The following is a 15,403-nucleotide window of genomic DNA, read 5'->3' on the forward strand; positions in this document are numbered from 1 at the left end:
GTGGAAAACGAGATTGCTATCTATACATTACTTCAGTGCCGTCTGCTACTGTTTCAGGAAAATGGAGTCCTGATAGTGTCTGAGGATCAAGTATGAAACACAAACTGTTATCTGTTATTATCGCCGCCATTGCCATTATTTCAGGACTTCTGGTTTTCCGGTATTTTAATTTGAGCCGTCCTGTTTATAGCGGCAATGGAGCTGATGCAGACCCATATGCTGCAGAAAATCAAACATCCGTAAGTGTGTCGGTTGATGAAAACGATCAGAATAGTGATCAGGTATCCTCTTCAGGAGCCTCTGCGAGTGCTGAGAATCCGGATCAGAAATCCTCATCTGATGGGGAGATATCTTCCAGTACCGAGATATATACGGGAAAGGAAGGCCTGATTAATTATCTGCATGCAAGGGGAAGAAAGATCAATCCGAATAGTTGTGTAAGCGCAGGAGAAGATATAACTGTAAAGTTCGATTTTGCTGATACCATAGCAGTGAATACGGAAGAGGATTACTATAATGCTTATTCTGAACCCCTGACTTTTAATGTTAATCCCGCGTTTGAGGTCCAGAAAAAACTGCCGGACACACTTTCAGCAAATGCACGTGAAAAAATTGCAAATTATGGTATTGCAGAAGTAGATGATCAGGGAAATATCTTAAATGGATATTCATGTCTTATCGTCGATATCAGTGTGACCAATGATTCCAAGAAAGATTACGATGGCCTTCTCTGGGGGGATTTGTGGCTTAGAGTTGGAATGAGTTCGAATTACACAGGTGAAGTGATTGCAGTATCGGATGACAGAGGTTTTTCAAAATCATACTTTCAGGAAAGTATCCCTTCAGGAGAAACGATTGAAAAGAAGATTGTATTCCTTCCTCCGGATGAGTGTGTGAATAACCATCTGCTCTGGCTGGAAATTAATCCTTCCGGTACTGTGGGAGGCAGTCGTGATTTAAATGGCTATGTTGTTTTAAACTGAGTATTTATCATCAGTTCTGAACGAATGATAAGCGTGCTATATGAAAATGCCTTTATGAGAGAGGAGCGTGCAGGGTGTACCAGTCAGAAAGTTTATTTCTTATCGGTATAAAAAGAAGTATGAAGAACAGCGGGACCTGGGTAGGCCTTCTGACTGGCGCCTGCATTGCTTTGACGCAGATTTTCAGGGAGCAGGTCCCTGCATCTCTTGCGAATCATACGCTTTTTTATGAAAAATTGCGTTCTCTGCAGCCCAACACAGCATCGGTAAAGTGCATGATCGGAAGTGGCACTTCGGTAGAAGCGTTTTTGTTCTTTATGTTATTACCGATTATTGCTTCCATGCCCTATGCGATCACTTTTTTTGAGGATCTGCATGCAGGGTACCTCAAATCAATACTGGTCAGGGTTGACAGAAGAAAATATCTTCAAACCAAATTTTGCGGCAGTATCATAGCCGGGGCAATTATTACGATGCTGCCATTATTGATGAATTACCTGTTTTCACTTGTCCTGCTTCCAAATTTATTGCCGAGTTCAATATTTGGAAATGGCATCTCAATAACAACCCCGGGTTATCAGCTGTATTTCTCTCATCCGACCGTTTACTTATTGCTATTTATTCTGTTTGATGGATTGATTGGCGGATTTTATGCCGGAATAGCACTGCTGTGCTGTTTTCTTTCAGATTATCTGGTTGTAGTGATTATTATTCCGTTCTTTTTACAGCTGATCTGGCATATCCTTTGCAGTGTGACGGGTATGTATGATTTTTCACCAATTTATTTTTCCATGGCGGGGTATGGATCAACGGTACACCCTCTTTATGCCGGACTGGCCATAGCAGCGGCTCTTGTTTTGTTTTTTTTCATTTTCATAAAGAAGGGCATGAAAGAGGACGTACAGTAATTGTTCTGAGGATAGAAGTGAATGTCTGATATGGGAAAAAGCGATGCCTATAAACATAAGAAATGTTGCAGAGGCATTCTGGTCCTTGGACTGCCTGCCATCTGGATTCTGATCGCAATTTTGGGTGTTTTTCTTGTGTTTCGGAGGTTGTGTGATTTTTACCGGCTTGATATATGTTTTCTGGACCTTATGCGTAAATTCCAGGACAGTGTTTCCATGGGCATTGTTATCGTTCCTGCGGCTGCACTTGCCAACTGGGCGATTCATGTAAAGACATATCATGCGCAGTCCATTGTCCGTTTGAGAACAAGGAAAGAGATTTTTGATAATATGATGAAGTCCTCTGCCTTGTTTGCGGTCTACCTGGCTGTGGTCCAGATTGCAGGAACGTTTCTTATAGCGGGGATTTTTTCAATTCCGGCAAATAACTGGTTTTCGGATTCCAGCTTTTTTTATGCGGAGACATTTTCCGTAGTGCATATTGAAACCGGGTGGGTTTTCCTTTTTGCATGCTATTGTCTGTTCATGAAATACCTGCTGATTTTCATCCTGCAGGATATCTGTTCGTGGAACAGGCTTGGCAGTGTCTGGTGCATGCTTTTATTTATAGGTATCGGGGTGGTCGAATCCAGATGCCAGGTTCCTGTATTTTTTGACCTGATCAATATCCGGTATGGTTTTGTTAAGAATGCACAATGGTATCTTCTGACAGTGGCGTTATGCTCTATTGGTGCCTTTATCATGATACAGGCAGGAAGGTCTTTCTTTGAACACAGGGATTATTTCCAGAAATAGGAAAAAGCATATCAGGGTTGTAACGTGGACGAAGCATGAGCTGTGTCTGCTGCTGACAGCTTTCGGGCTTGTCCTGTTTGCTTTCCTTCTGTTCCGGACAAATCTTTCGAACATAGAACAGTACAGACAGAGCCGGATCGCCTGGTCGGCAGGAGACCTGATGCTGTTTTTCTTCAAGGGAAACCTGCCGCCATATCTTGTGCAGGACGGCCCGCCCTTTAATGTACCGATATTCTGGTTCGCATATTACCTTGGGTTTGTCCTGATTTTATGCCTTCGCTTATCGGAGGAATTCAGACTGGCTATGAAGGGCAGAATCATCCGGTATCCTTCCAGGCTGGCGTGGAGTGGAAGGATCATCTGCTGGATACTGCTGGATGCGTTTGTTTATGCGATAGCTGCAATACTGGCTTTATATCTGGCAGGCTGTGCCGGTTCGGGAAACGCCGGATTACAGGTCCATGAGGAAGTACAGGGTGCCCTGACACAGACAGATATTTCGCAGCAGATTTTCCGCAGCTGTTTTCCCGGGTTTTGCTGGATGCTTCTTATTTCTCTGATTGCAGCCGGCATGATCCAGTTCCTGGTTTCTGAAATTTCCGGATGCCTGTATGGTTTCATCAGTCTGGTTATCTTATTGGTCTTGACTGTTGCCTGGATGAATGACGTCCTTTTCCTGAACGCCACGATGTGGACACGTTTACAGCCAGGACTTGACGGACACGTGCGTCTGGGGATATCAGGTATTGCTGCTTCCGCAGCTGCCTTTCTGTCTATTGTAATTGCATATCAATACATTCAGAAAAAAGATTTTATCGTTCATGGATAAAAATAAAGGAGCACGTATGGGTTATCTTCAGGTGGAGCATGTTTCAAAAATGATTAAGGGTGTTGAAATCCTTCAGGATATCAGCTTTTCTCTGGACAAAGGCTGTATCTGCGGACTGCAGGGTAAAAATGGGTGCGGAAAATCCATGCTGCTTCGCGTTCTCTGCGGGCTGGTGCTTCCAAGTGAAGGCGAGGTGATCATAGACGGGAAAAAGCTGGACCGCAGACATTCATTTCCCGAAAGCTGCGGCGTATTAATTGAATCGCCCGGATTTCTGAATAACTACACGGTTATGGATAATCTGGAAAGCCTGGCTGAAATCCGCGGTGTCATAGGAAAGGACGAAATTGAAGCGGTTTTAAAGCGGGTGGGGATGTTTGACAACCGCAACAAGAAATTCAGACAATGCTCCCTCGGCATGAAGCAGAAGGTGGGAATCGCTGCCGCCATCATGGAAAAGCCGGACCTGATACTCCTGGATGAACCGACAAACGCACTGGACCAGAAAAGTACAGAGAATTTCTGGAGGCTGATACAGGAGGAGAAGGAGAGAGGCGCGCTGATTATTGTGGCATCGCATGATCTGGCTGACTTAGGAAATGCAGCTGATAAGGTCTACTGTATGGAGGAGGGAAGGATAACAGGTGAAAAATAAAGTAAAAGTATCCTTGATTCTCTCTGTTCTGGCTGCACTTACGGTCACCTTCGGAATTGGATATCGTAATGTAAACCGTGCATATGCAGAGACTGCGCTAAACAGTGTGCCTGAAGGGGAAGCGCTCTCCTTCAATGATTCCGTCACAATCAAAGTAGAAGATTCTGAATATATGCCGCAGAATTGGAAGAGTGACCAGATCAATCCGAATGGACAGGGAGATTATCGCGTCATACATGCGCACCTCTTATTTGCGAATATGGGAAGCAGCGAGGAGACAGTTGACCTGTCTGAATTTTACATGTCGACAACCGGGTATTCCCAAGGCGTATCGCTGGAATTCCTTTCATCAGGTGACAGTACTGGTACCTCTGGTATCAATATCACGATTCCCGTGGGGGGAGAAGCAGAAAGTGATTTGTATTATGTTATCCATAGCATTTCGTTTACGGATGCGCAATGGAAATCTATAGAAAAGGAAAAATTCTGGATTTCCTGCAGTGAATACTATCCGGAAAGACAGAGACTGGAGCTGGATCTTTAATAAAGCAATCAAGGGAAAGCTATCGGCAACTTATGATTTATATCCTGGCATTGACCAGTCAGGATCCTGATGTTACTCTTGAATCATAAGGAGGAGTGTTCCTGTGGGAAAAAGACTGAACACACTGGGACAGACTCTTGTAACCGCTGGTTACAAAGCTAAACTGGATACTGCAATCAAGAAGATACTGGCTGAGAAGCCAGTGCTTGCATGGATTTTGCAGTATACCGTCTCAGAATTTGAAGGTCTTAACAGACAAGAAATAGAAGAACTGATTGAAAATCCCTCGGTTGCGTCAATCCCTGTGTATCCTGGCACAACTAATGATATGATTACAGGGATGCCTCAGGAGAGTGCGGAACTGGGCGAAAATACAGTCACTTATGATGTGAGGTTCTTCGCAAAATCTCCGAAAGGAAAGACTCCGGCGGAGTATACGTTGATCATCAATATTGAAGCACAGGGAACACCTTACCGTTCTTATTATCTTGAAACGCGGGGTATTGCGTACTGTTGCCGATTGATTTCTGAACAAATGTGACGCAATGTCAAGAGAGATCATTATGAGAATTTACAGAAAGTTTATTCTATCTGGATTGTAATGAACTGTCCTCAGAAGTGGGCGAATACAATTACACAGTATGGGGTTACTGGTGAAAATCTATATGGCAGTTATGATGGAGATCCGAGAATAGACCTAATGCGTGTGGTCATGATCCGGCTGCCAAAGGATGATGAGCTGGAAAAGGCCGGAAATAAAGCCACGAAACTACATGAGATGCTGATTACGATCCTTTCCACTATAATACAGCCTGAAGAAAAGCTCATGCGAATGGAAAAAGATTTTAAGATTGAGATCACCGAAGAAATTGTGCAGGAGGTGAATGATATGTGTAATTATAGTGATGTGATTGAGAATAAGGGCGCTGAAAGAGGTTATGACAAGGCGCAGGTGGATATGGCCGAACGCATGATTAAAAGTGGTGAGCCTGAACAAAAGATTGTAGATTATACTGGTCTTACAGAGGAGCAGGTAAATTTGCTAAGAAAGAAATCATGTCAATGGCATAAAAATGAATTTTGCGATTTGCTATGTGTGGGATTCAGATATAAAGACTGTTAAGAACTAAACATAGTGAGCTGGTGTAAGAACAGCATATGGTATGGATGTTTTCCGTTGCAAGAAATAATAACGATTCATCAGCCTGCCTGAAATGATCCGACAAAAGTATGACAGAACCCGTGATCTAGCAAAATAAACGCAAGAAAATCGAAGTAAATGCAATGTCCCGCGAGCCCTTGCTATTACTGCATTTCTGGCTCTTTTCGAACCAATATTTTTGTTTTCTGGAGCTCTTCGGGACGTAGAGGCCGCTGGTTCGAATCCAGTAACCTCGATATTTGGTGGAAGAGCCGCAAATCCTTAAAGAATGGGGGTTTGCGGCTTTTTCCTTTACAAACTTTTGAGAAAGAGATTTGCGATAAAAGGGATTTGTTATAAAATGGATGTGACTATTCTGCACCGCAATCATAAGAGCGCACAGGTGGTATTTTTCCGCTTGAGATGATGACGTACGGAAAGTTACAAAGGTACTTGGGTACTTGCTGTGAAAGGATTTGCAGATGAGTGAGATTCATACAAACGATGAAGAATTGAAAACGGTCGTTTCCAACGCTGTGGATGAGTCAGTTGCACGTGCCTTTAAGAAATATGGCGGTGCGGGCAGAAGAAGGGGAATCGGGGTCAGGGGAGTTCTGTTTCTGATCGTCCTGGTCTTGGCATGTGTCTTTGGGGTGAAGGTGTATTCATCCTGGCGGGTAAACCATGAACAGGTGAAGCCTGTAGAGGATCACGATCTTACGCTGGAAAACCATGGTATTTTCGGGTTTAAGGCTGTGGATTTCGAAAAACCGATTCTCGGCCTTGCAAAGAAGAAGCAGCTCCTGATTGTGGAAGAGCGGGACGCTTCCGTGAATACAACGATTACGAATACGGGATTCATGAACTGGGCTGTATTCAACAAATCACAGATTCTGACGATTCATGGAACCGGAGAGTACACCATTGACCTGACCGATATCACGGCGAAAGACATCTCGCTGGATGAGGAAAAATATCAGATCACAATTAAGATTCCAAGAGCTGAATTACATTCGGTTGTCTTTGACCCGGAGAAGACAGAGGTCGGCGATACCAGCAGAGGCTGGCTGGCATTCGGCGACATCAAAATGAATGCAGAGGAAAGCAAGAGCTTTGAGACAGAGGCAGTTGAAAAACTCAGAGATAGCCTGAGCACTGAGGAGGCTATGAAACAGGCGGATTCCTTCGCAAAAATGCAGGCATATGAAACATATGAACCAGTTGTGGAAGAAATATCGCCTGCTTATAAGGTCAAAATTGATTTTCAGGACGAGGATACAGAGAACGCTGTTTCCGCGGCGGGCTCTTCTGTGAGCACTTCTTAATTATGTGGGCAGGAGGATCTGAAAAATGGGTTTTTTGTTTGTCGCACTGGGAGGCGCGCTTGGTGCTGTCGGAAGGTATGCGATCAGTCTGATTCCGGTGAAGACAGATTTTCCGGTATTGACGCTTCTTACGAATATCGCCGGCGCCGTTCTGATCGGCTTTGTGGTCGGTGCAGCTTCCGGAAAAGAGGGCGTATCGCAAAATGCGGTACTGTTCTGGAAGACAGGAGTGTGCGGGGGATTCACCACTTTCTCAACCTTTTCGCTGGAGGCGTTCCGGCTGCTGGAGAAAAGGGCGTACTTTGCGGGAGGAACTTATATCGTGCTGAGCGTTGCCTGCTGCCTGTTCGGAATTTACTGCGGAAGGAAGCTCGCTCTGATGGTATAATGTATATAAGCCCGGATATTGGAGAGCCGGGCTATTGGAGAATCGTTTAGAATCATATTACAGATAAAGGTTGCTTTTATGGCGGAAGAAAAAAGAAGAAAACGGAATTCCTTCCTGGAGTCTCTTCGGGAGCGAAGAACAGAGAAGTGCATTGCGAAACAGATGAATGGCGCGATGGAAAACGATCTGGACCGGATCAACTGTTGTGACTACAGCGGTATGAATTTCAGAAATGTGAAGGAATATCTGCGCCGGTATCACCAGGAGACGTTTCCCGAAAGAACGGAAGAGAGAGCCGTATCTTCGGAGAAGGCGGCGAATCAGGAGAGAGAGAGGGAAGACAGGAACGGGCTTCTAAGGACATCTCCCGTTTCACAGGAGGATAAAATCTGCTTCAATGAGGAGGTCATGGAGCGGATTCACCCTGGTTATGAGACGGAGTACCGGAAGATGCTGGAGCAGGAGAAGAAAGGGGATCAGGATCGCCTGAGACTGGAGCTTTTCCTTGCGGATCTCGTGAAAAACGCCACAGAGACACAGTACCATGATATCAAGATGAAGACAGATGCTCTTCGTGCGGAGGCAATACGCACGTATCCAAAGAACAGGAAAACGGAGATCAGTTTCACGGTTCCTCTTAATAATGCGGATATTACGGCGGAGGAGATCCGTGAGATTGACGGCCAGTGTCAGAAGTACCGCTACAGTTTGTATTATCTCTCCCGAAGAATCGGAGATCTCGGTTCCGGGCGGTATGTGGAGGCAGAGCTGATGCCGGAAGGCACGGCTCTTTTGAAGTGTCAGTATGGCATGCTGAAGAACCTCTGCGATATGGATCAGATCCGTACGACGCTGGTCGCCTATAGTGCGCAGACCGGTGAAGAATACAAGATTCCGTGTATATACCGGTACGCGGAGTATAATTTCTCAGACGTCAACGTGGTCAGGCTCGGCGTGAAGTGCGTGAGCCGGGTGGACGCCGGGAAGTAAGAGAAACGCTTCTTCAGAGCAGGAAATCATTTTTTCAGAGCCATGCGGCGAAGCAGCGCATTACGAGCAGTACTTCTTCAGAACAACTTATTTTTTCAGAGCCATGCGGCAAAGCAGTGTCTCAGGATCTTCTCCAGTTCTGTGGCTGAGATGCCAAAGACAATTGCTGCATTGTCAACGTAGAGTGACGGGTTCTCATCTTCTTTTTCCTGCATATCGCCGGCTTCGGTGATCGAAATCGTGCAGGTTCTGCATTCTTGTCTGAGAAATGCCTTGATGTGCCCGATAAGTCCGCCAGAGGATTCTACATCCCTGGCGGTTTTCTGCATGGCTTCTGCAAGCTTCTTCTTTGCCGCTTCATATTCTCCGGGGATTTTACACTTGACCGTGCCGATTACAGCATTGTCCAGAACATCTACATCGACCAGGGGAAGTGAAGGGTCACTCTTTTGATCGTGATGGTGATGATCCCAATGGTGAGGATCCGTACAGCGCTGATTCGGATTTTGCTGATCCGAATGATGAGGGTCCGGATGATTTTGTTCCTGCCGGTACGGCTGGTTTCCGGCTTTCGTCAGGCAACGATCGTTATCTGGAATGTTATCGATTTCCGTCACTGGATCTTCTGTATTTACGTTTCTGTCATTTTTCGGCATAAAATTACCCCTTTCCCAGGCACAGAGATGTGATCTTCGTCCACAGCTCATCGGGCTGTTTTTTTATGGCACTGATCGGGAAGATGCGGGCACTGGAGTTATAGCGGCTGACGTCGGCAATGACTTCTCTTTGCTCATTTTCATTGACCTTATCGATCTTGTTGGCGAGTATGACAGATGCATCCTTCAGCTGGCTGGTGACAAAGTCAGGCATGGCACACTTCACTTTGTGCCATCTTTTACAGTCGACAAGCGCAACGATTCCCGTATCCCAGCTGCCGGCATCTCTGAGGGTGCGGCGGACGCTGTCGGGATATGCCATCCCAGTTGATTCGATCAGGAGATATTCCGGCGAGTAGTTTCGTTCGATTTCCCGGACGGATTGCTCCAGCTGCGCAGAGCTGGTACAGCAGATGCATCCTGAGAAGATATTTTTTACGAGAAAATGATTGCGTGACAAAAGCTGATTGTCAACGCCGGCTTCACTGATCTCATTCTCAAGTATGACGACAGGATTGCCGTTCTGCGTGCTGTGCGAGATCAAGCTGCGCGCGTATTGAAGCAGGACGGTGGTTTTCCCTGCCCCGAGAAAGCCGCCGAGGATTATGATTTTCATATACAAAAGCCTTTCTTTGCTGTAGGCGGAAATCTACTGCCTTAAGATAGTGGGTAATTGACATCTATAACTTCTGTCTGATCAGGAATTTCAAGGATTCTTATGGAATGCCGGAATTGATATATTTTGCCTGCGTTTGCTTTAAGGCCTGGCTGACCGGGAACTTCTAATGAAATTCCGGCCGTGGTGCATTTTGCTTATGTCAGGCTGTTGCATCTGGTCATCCGGTATGGCATGAATTCGTCAAACAGAATGCCGAAGTTCTGACCGAGAGCTTTCGGATCATGATTCAGGAAGAAACCGAACAGGGCGAAAGCTTTATGGTATTTTCCGTATTCGTCAACGACACGTCTGGCCTCGGCGCGAATCATTTCCGGGGTCGCGCCTTCACCGGCGACTGCGCCGTTTGTGTCCATACCGCCTGCAAAGGAGATTTGGTCTCCATATTGCTGGATCAGATTCTGAATGTCGTTGCAGGGCTGTACAGATACCCAGCAGTCCACGCCGATATCAATCATATCTTCGATAACAGATTCAGCATGACCGCAGGTATGCTGCATGGTGTAGCATCCTTTTTCATGAATATGCTGCATTACCTTCTTGTGGAAGGGTTTGATCAGTTCCCGGTAAGTGGCAGGCGACATAAACAGGTTTCGCTGTGTTGCGATGTCGTCATAGTAATTGATGATGTCCGGATGATAATATTTGACGATATAATCGATGTATTCGCACTGATAATCGGAAACCTTGTCAAAAAATTCCATACAGGCTTCAGGCTCCATGGCAAGGGAGATCAGTGCCTCTTCAAAACCCATCAGAGCGGCGAGCCGCTCGTATACACCGTTTCCTACGCCGAACTCAACGAGCACATTGTCACGGTTTATTCCGGAGAAGTCTTTTCTAGCCTCATCTTCCCAGTCGTAATTGTCCAGATCCGGGAATTTCACCTTTTTCCATTCGGTAATGTCATCGAGAATGAATTCACCGGGAGCGGGGATGGCTGCATTATTGCCCGAGTCAGGGGTGACCCAGCGGACACCGAATCCATCGTAGCCACCGCCCTCTGGGCCTTTTTCAAACCAGGGACCATTTTTTGCTCCGAATCCGAAGATTGCCCCGTCTGTAATGGTGCAGGGTGTGTATTCCACCGGCTTGTGCAGGAAAATCTGTCTGTAGTTCTCTTTTGGTGATAACATGTGTAGGTTCCTCCTTTTTTTTACGTTCTCAGAATTTTCCGGAGTGTTCTTGCTTTCAGCATCATGGCAGATCTGTACGGTGTTGGATTGCGCGAGTACAAGGCACGGAGCGATCGGCAACTGATACAGTGTGTAGCGTGATGCATCGTATAGGTTTTATTGTATGCATTGAGGGAGCAGTTGAATATGGGCTGTAAACACATAAATATGCTATAATAAGCACAGGTACCTGTTATAGAATCACAAGATATCTGACAGGTGAGACGGGTGTCAGGACCGAAGGCGGAGGAAGTGTGACGAGAGAGGCGGCAGTTTTTCTGGACGGGTGAGACGGGTGTCAGGGCCGAGGACGGAGGAAATATTCGAGATGTATCTTAGCATGTGGATCATTCGGGACAATCTGAAGGAATATGCAATCGACAGCCATATTTCAGGCGGTGAGATGAGTATCCGTAATGTTTCGCTTTTGTTCAGGGGCGACAATGTCAGCCCGCACACGGTCTATATCTGCCCTTCCGAGGATTTTATCCCGACCATGAAGAACAGGGTGATCTGTGTCAACAGAAATGATTATCTGGTTGTAGATTGCGGGAGTATGGAGGAAATCTACGAAAAGGTTCAGTACACCATCGACAGGTATCTGGAGTGGGATCTTCATGTGCGGGATCTGATTGATGCTCACTGTTCGCTGCAGGATATTACGCAGGAGGCGGCGAATATTTTTCAGGAAATGGTAGTTGTGATGAACAGCGGATTTATCCTGAAAAGTATTGCGGGAAGGCAGTACATCGAAAAAACAGTTCCGGCTGAGTATGCTGACCAGCTGCGGATAGAGGGAGGAATGCCTCTGGATCATGTAGTCCCTGTGGTAAAAAGCCTGCAGTCCAATCTCACGAATCGAAACTCGTATTATTTTCAGGAACCAATACTGAAAAAGAATTCTCTTGTTCAGAATATTTTTATCAATGGCTTTTTCTGGGGCTTCAGCTTTGTGACACTTGGCCGGACGGAAGGCGGAGAGGCGGCACGGCAGGTTTTCCATGTATTTAATGCTCAGATTCTGCGTTGGTGGGATCGAAATGGAATCGTCCTGGAGGCTCCGGAGCAGAATGCGGTCTTTCTGAGGCTGCTGCGGCAGGATCCGGTGATGAAAAGCGATACGGTGTATCAGTTCTTCCGGAGAATCGGCTGGAAGGATGAGGACAGTAAACGGGTCCTCCGGTTTCAGGTGAGTGCTGGAAGTGAACTGGTGTATGAGAGGCTGATTCATCAGATTTCACAGCTTTATTCCGATTGCTATGTGCTCCAGGTCGATAAAGGCCTGATGATGGTCGTAAATGCGACGCATCTGCAGTTCTCCCGCTTTCTGCAGGACCTGACCCGGTATCTGAAACCGGTTGACCTGTATATGGGAATCAGTTATCCGTTTCAGGATGTGATGAAGCTTCGACAGTATTTTGAACAGGCAGATATCGCGATGCATTACGGGGAGCGGAACGGGCGGCGCGTCATGTTTTGCCGGGAGTGTGTCGTTTACTATCTGCAGAATATTTTGCGAAAAAATGTATCCATTGATCTGGAACATCCGGTTCTGAAGCAGCTCCGTTTTGCAGACCGGAGAAATCATACGGAGTATTTTCATACACTGCAGGTATACCTGCAGGAGGAGAGAAGTCTTGTCAGGGCTTCGGAGCGCCTTCATATTCACAAGAATACCCTGCTGTACCGGATTAGAAGAATTGAAGACAAATACAAGGTAGACCTTAATGACACACAGGAGAGAACGGCAATTATGGTGTCATTTCTTATGTATCCGGATCAGGAGGCAGATATGTAGGCAGATACGTAGGCAGAACGTGGGAAAATGTGCTTTCGGGTTTTAAGGCGGCAGAGCAGTTTTTTTCAGGTGGCAGCACACCCGGTTTTGCGTTAAAATGTTGTCAGACAGTAACGACCATACGATAAGTCGTGCCACACACTGTATAAGCTACGGATTGCTCCGTGCTTCGCACTCCCGCAATCCTACAGGCATTCGCGTTTTCGCCGTGTTTCACACGGCTTCACGCTCATACCTGTTGCCTTCGAAATCGCATACAGTCTCTTACACACGCTTCGCGCGTGACGATCCTGTTTGCGTTTTCGAAGAGCTTATACAGTAAATGTATGATATCGAAAATTTGATCAGAATGAGGATGGTTCAATGGCAGAGATTGTAAAAGCTGTGAAAAATGAAAATGTGGCGGAAACACTTGAACAGTACGTGAGAGAGGCGCCGGAGGAGATGCGGCCACAGGTCCGTGCGATGCTGGATGTCTTTGGAGACGGCGATTCCGAAAAGGCAGAGGAGATGTGCCGGGAAATTCTGCAGAAAAAGCCGGATTATCCGTATGTGCAGACGGTTTATGGAGTGTGCCTTTTTGAAAAAAGCAGATTTGAGGATGCGGAGCGGATCTTCAGGGAGGTGATCGAGGCACATCCGGATTTTGAGAAGGCGGCCGTCCAGCTGGCAAAATCATACCATGCGCAGAAGAAATACCGGGAGGCTGCTGCCGAGTTCGGTAAAATTCTTCCGTTAAAAGAGTACGAACCGATGGTTTATTCTGCGTATGGGGACTGCCTGGAAAATCTGGGGCTGAAGAAAAAAGCACTGGAGGCGTTCCGGGAGGACATTATCCAGTACGATAAGGAGAAATTCGTGCCCAACGAGAGATGGATGGACGGTGTGTTCCAGAGAGCACTGGAACTCGAGGTGTCCATGAATCAGGATCTGTTCCTGAAGGACCTCGAGGATTACAAGGATTTTCTGAGACATGCGGAGCATGTGGCGGATTATCAGCAATATCTCGCGGATCTGATCGTGGTCATGAGTATGGAGCTGGAGAAAAAATGGCTTCGGAATCCGTTTGTGGAATTTGTCACTTTCGTATCCAGGCTCGGGGTGATGCAGGGGAAATACCAGGAAACCATCACGAGCGCCTATTTAGCCGCAGAGTCCTATAGCCTGCGTGACGACAGGGAGATTTCCCCTCTGCTGGAAGATTTTGTGAATAACATTTATTCGGAGCAGCACATCGGTGAGATGGAGAATTCCTCGGACGAATATGTGGCGAACGGCATCCGGATTAACGCGAGGATTGCCTGCTGGCAGATGATTCAGTATCTGCCGCAGCACGAGAATGAGATTTCCTATTTCCAGACACATTATCCGCAGAGCTATCTGATCGTGGCGGAGCTGATCGGCCGTGCCCGTAATGATGCGGCCGCCTTTGAGAAGGAACTGCTTCAGGATATACAGAAATACGCAGACATGGATGATATTGGACTGGATGACCTGCGCGGGCGGCTTGCGGATTCCTACCATGAAATGATGAAAAAGCAGTCGCCGGAGGTTGGAAACGGAGGAACCTATCGGCGCACCTCCAGAAAGATCGGAAGAAATGAGCCCTGCCCCTGCGGTTCCGGAAAGAAGTATAAGGACTGCTGCGGGAAGGGGAAGTGACAGCGGAAACGCAGTCTATGGTAGAGAGGGACGGCTGTGGCTGCCCTCTTGCTTCTTCCATTTTCTTGCTTTCATGTAGCATCGCGGATGTGTTCAACTGTTCATTCCTGTAAATTGCTCATATTCCATGCTCGTTCCGTTCAAAAAAATCAGGTAGCAGAAGAGCATCAGATATCAGAGAAAAAGGAGACCGCCACACAGAGATTTGAATCTGTGCGGCGGTCTCCTTTCTAATGACTGACATGCAGTCTGTTATGTTTGTTCTACTGATATGCAGTCTGTTCCAAAGAGGTTCTGCATGACTGCCCGATATCGTCTGTCGCGTATAGCAGGCAGGATTTTACTTCTGATAAGGTGCCGGCTGCATATCCGGTGTCACAACGCCCTTCTGAAGCATGATGTTTGCATAGAGAGCGGTTTCGCCTGTGGAGATGACACAGTAAGCGGTCTTCTCGGTCTCCTCATAGAACTTGAATCTCTCGATTGTGCCGATGGCGTCGGCTCCGCGCTTGTCATACTTCGCAACGATTTCCTTGTAGGTGTCCCAGATCGGTGTCTCGACGTTGTCGCCAGGCATAACTTCCATCAGATTTACCGGATGCTCAACATAGGGATCCAGCGGGAAGAGCTGCAGAATCGCGTCAAGAATTTCAGGTACGCCGTGACCGTCCATGCGGACGATGACCGCGTTCTTCCCCTTGGTCGGAACCGGGAAGTTTCCGTCACTGATTACCAGACGGTCAGAATGGCCCATCTCACAGATAACCTTCAGAAGCTCGGGCGGCAGGATTGCCGGTACATTTTTTAACATGATAAAAACTCCTTTCTCCGTGGTGCCTTACACCACACATATATAGTCTGCTGACACCTATTTTATC

The 15,403-nt window shown here is 46.7% G+C and carries 17 protein-coding genes; 13 read left to right on the forward strand and 4 right to left on the reverse strand.

The window, feature by feature from the left end; translation table 11 throughout:
* Positions 1-92 precede the first annotated feature (92 nt).
* The 11 genes from ACTQZS_RS05385 (at position 93) to ACTQZS_RS05435 (ending at position 8,558) form a co-directional block, all read left to right on the forward strand.
* On the forward strand, positions 93-983 hold the full coding sequence (locus ACTQZS_RS05385) for a hypothetical protein (RefSeq protein WP_279199013.1): 891 nt from the start codon (positions 93-95) through the stop codon (positions 981-983).
* 74 nt (positions 984-1,057) lie between these two features.
* Positions 1,058-1,891, forward strand: coding sequence for a hypothetical protein (locus ACTQZS_RS05390; RefSeq protein ID WP_441101254.1), 834 nt, complete (start codon positions 1,058-1,060; stop codon positions 1,889-1,891).
* 21 nt (positions 1,892-1,912) lie between these two features.
* Positions 1,913-2,686 carry a hypothetical protein gene (locus tag ACTQZS_RS05395; protein ID WP_279199015.1) on the forward strand — a complete coding sequence of 258 codons (774 nt, stop codon included), beginning with the start codon at positions 1,913-1,915 and terminating at the stop codon, positions 2,684-2,686.
* Positions 2,658-3,515, forward strand: coding sequence for a hypothetical protein (locus ACTQZS_RS05400; protein ID WP_279199016.1), 858 nt, complete (start codon positions 2,658-2,660; stop codon positions 3,513-3,515). Before ACTQZS_RS05395 ends, ACTQZS_RS05400 begins: the two co-directional genes overlap by 29 nt.
* The gene (locus ACTQZS_RS05405; protein WP_279199017.1) at positions 3,508-4,170 is read left to right on the forward strand and encodes an ABC transporter ATP-binding protein; all 663 of its coding nucleotides are present in this window, start codon (positions 3,508-3,510) and stop codon (positions 4,168-4,170) included. Before ACTQZS_RS05400 ends, ACTQZS_RS05405 begins: the two co-directional genes overlap by 8 nt.
* Positions 4,160-4,714 (forward strand): hypothetical protein, encoded by a 555-nt coding sequence (locus tag ACTQZS_RS05410; protein WP_279199018.1) that lies wholly within the window; start codon positions 4,160-4,162, stop codon positions 4,712-4,714. The genes ACTQZS_RS05405 and ACTQZS_RS05410 overlap by 11 nt, the downstream gene beginning before the upstream one ends.
* A gap of 103 nt (positions 4,715-4,817) precedes the next feature.
* Positions 4,818-5,255 carry a hypothetical protein gene (locus tag ACTQZS_RS05415; protein ID WP_441101251.1) on the forward strand — a complete coding sequence of 146 codons (438 nt, stop codon included), beginning with the start codon at positions 4,818-4,820 and terminating at the stop codon, positions 5,253-5,255.
* 60 nt (positions 5,256-5,315) lie between these two features.
* A complete protein-coding gene (locus ACTQZS_RS05420) occupies positions 5,316-5,837 on the forward strand; it encodes a hypothetical protein (RefSeq protein ID WP_441474911.1) in 522 nt (173 codons plus the stop codon).
* A gap of 500 nt (positions 5,838-6,337) precedes the next feature.
* Positions 6,338-7,180, forward strand: a complete 843-nt coding sequence (locus ACTQZS_RS05425; protein ID WP_441474912.1) for a DUF4230 domain-containing protein — start codon at positions 6,338-6,340, stop codon at positions 7,178-7,180.
* Positions 7,181-7,205: 25 nt separating this feature from the next.
* The gene (gene crcB, locus ACTQZS_RS05430; RefSeq protein ID WP_441474913.1) at positions 7,206-7,568 is read left to right on the forward strand and encodes a fluoride efflux transporter CrcB; all 363 of its coding nucleotides are present in this window, start codon (positions 7,206-7,208) and stop codon (positions 7,566-7,568) included.
* A gap of 78 nt (positions 7,569-7,646) precedes the next feature.
* Complete coding sequence (locus tag ACTQZS_RS05435) at positions 7,647-8,558, forward strand: hypothetical protein (RefSeq protein ID WP_441474914.1); 912 nt, start codon at positions 7,647-7,649, stop codon at positions 8,556-8,558.
* Positions 8,559-8,653: 95 nt separating this feature from the next.
* On the opposite strand, the gene ACTQZS_RS05440 is transcribed toward ACTQZS_RS05435, so the two are convergent.
* From ACTQZS_RS05440 to ACTQZS_RS05450, 3 genes are all read right to left on the reverse strand, one after another.
* Complete coding sequence (locus ACTQZS_RS05440) at positions 8,654-9,214, reverse strand: hypothetical protein (RefSeq protein WP_441474915.1); 561 nt, start codon at positions 9,212-9,214, stop codon at positions 8,654-8,656.
* A gap of 4 nt (positions 9,215-9,218) precedes the next feature.
* Positions 9,219-9,830 (reverse strand): GTP-binding protein, encoded by a 612-nt coding sequence (locus tag ACTQZS_RS05445; protein WP_441474916.1) that lies wholly within the window; start codon positions 9,828-9,830, stop codon positions 9,219-9,221.
* A gap of 197 nt (positions 9,831-10,027) precedes the next feature.
* Entirely contained in the window at positions 10,028-11,026 is a 999-nt protein-coding gene (locus ACTQZS_RS05450) for a uroporphyrinogen decarboxylase family protein (protein WP_441474917.1), read from the reverse strand.
* A gap of 367 nt (positions 11,027-11,393) precedes the next feature.
* Here ACTQZS_RS05450 and ACTQZS_RS05455 point away from each other — a divergent pair, with 367 nt between their 5' ends.
* Together ACTQZS_RS05455 and ACTQZS_RS05460 are read left to right on the forward strand one after the other, a co-directional pair.
* Positions 11,394-12,863 carry a PucR family transcriptional regulator gene (locus ACTQZS_RS05455; protein ID WP_441474918.1) on the forward strand — a complete coding sequence of 490 codons (1,470 nt, stop codon included), beginning with the start codon at positions 11,394-11,396 and terminating at the stop codon, positions 12,861-12,863.
* A 363-nt stretch (positions 12,864-13,226) separates the two neighbouring features.
* Positions 13,227-14,525 carry a tetratricopeptide repeat protein gene (locus ACTQZS_RS05460; protein ID WP_441474919.1) on the forward strand — a complete coding sequence of 433 codons (1,299 nt, stop codon included), beginning with the start codon at positions 13,227-13,229 and terminating at the stop codon, positions 14,523-14,525.
* 340 nt (positions 14,526-14,865) lie between these two features.
* Here ACTQZS_RS05460 and ACTQZS_RS05465 read toward each other — a convergent pair whose 3' ends face one another.
* Positions 14,866-15,336: an RbsD/FucU family protein gene (locus ACTQZS_RS05465; protein WP_441101241.1), complete on the reverse strand. Its 471-nt coding sequence runs from the start codon at positions 15,334-15,336 to the stop codon at positions 14,866-14,868.
* Positions 15,337-15,403 lie beyond the last annotated feature (67 nt).

The organism is Bilifractor sp. LCP19S3_H10, assembly GCF_052119185.1.
Lineage (GTDB): Bacteria > Bacillota > Clostridia > Lachnospirales > Lachnospiraceae > Bilifractor.

What these genes read in the sequence shown, in the direction of transcription:
- ACTQZS_RS05385 (WP_279199013.1), top strand. Translation starts at nt 93, where the DNA reads ATGAAACACAAACTGTTATCTGTTATTATCGCCGCCATTGCCATTATT.
- ACTQZS_RS05395 (WP_279199015.1), top strand. Translation starts at nt 1,913, where the DNA reads ATGTCTGATATGGGAAAAAGCGATGCCTATAAACATAAGAAATGTTGC.
- ACTQZS_RS05405 (WP_279199017.1), top strand. Translation starts at nt 3,508, where the DNA reads ATGGATAAAAATAAAGGAGCACGTATGGGTTATCTTCAGGTGGAGCAT.
- ACTQZS_RS05420 (WP_441474911.1), top strand. Translation starts at nt 5,316, where the DNA reads ATGAACTGTCCTCAGAAGTGGGCGAATACAATTACACAGTATGGGGTT.
- ACTQZS_RS05425 (WP_441474912.1), top strand. Translation starts at nt 6,338, where the DNA reads ATGAGTGAGATTCATACAAACGATGAAGAATTGAAAACGGTCGTTTCC.
- crcB (WP_441474913.1), top strand. Translation starts at nt 7,206, where the DNA reads ATGGGTTTTTTGTTTGTCGCACTGGGAGGCGCGCTTGGTGCTGTCGGA.
- ACTQZS_RS05435 (WP_441474914.1), top strand. Translation starts at nt 7,647, where the DNA reads ATGGCGGAAGAAAAAAGAAGAAAACGGAATTCCTTCCTGGAGTCTCTT.
- ACTQZS_RS05440 (WP_441474915.1), bottom strand. Translation starts at nt 9,214, where the DNA reads ATGCCGAAAAATGACAGAAACGTAAATACAGAAGATCCAGTGACGGAA.
- ACTQZS_RS05445 (WP_441474916.1), bottom strand. Translation starts at nt 9,830, where the DNA reads ATGAAAATCATAATCCTCGGCGGCTTTCTCGGGGCAGGGAAAACCACC.
- ACTQZS_RS05450 (WP_441474917.1), bottom strand. Translation starts at nt 11,026, where the DNA reads ATGTTATCACCAAAAGAGAACTACAGACAGATTTTCCTGCACAAGCCG.
- ACTQZS_RS05455 (WP_441474918.1), top strand. Translation starts at nt 11,394, where the DNA reads ATGTATCTTAGCATGTGGATCATTCGGGACAATCTGAAGGAATATGCA.
- ACTQZS_RS05460 (WP_441474919.1), top strand. Translation starts at nt 13,227, where the DNA reads ATGGCAGAGATTGTAAAAGCTGTGAAAAATGAAAATGTGGCGGAAACA.
- ACTQZS_RS05465 (WP_441101241.1), bottom strand. Translation starts at nt 15,336, where the DNA reads ATGTTAAAAAATGTACCGGCAATCCTGCCGCCCGAGCTTCTGAAGGTT.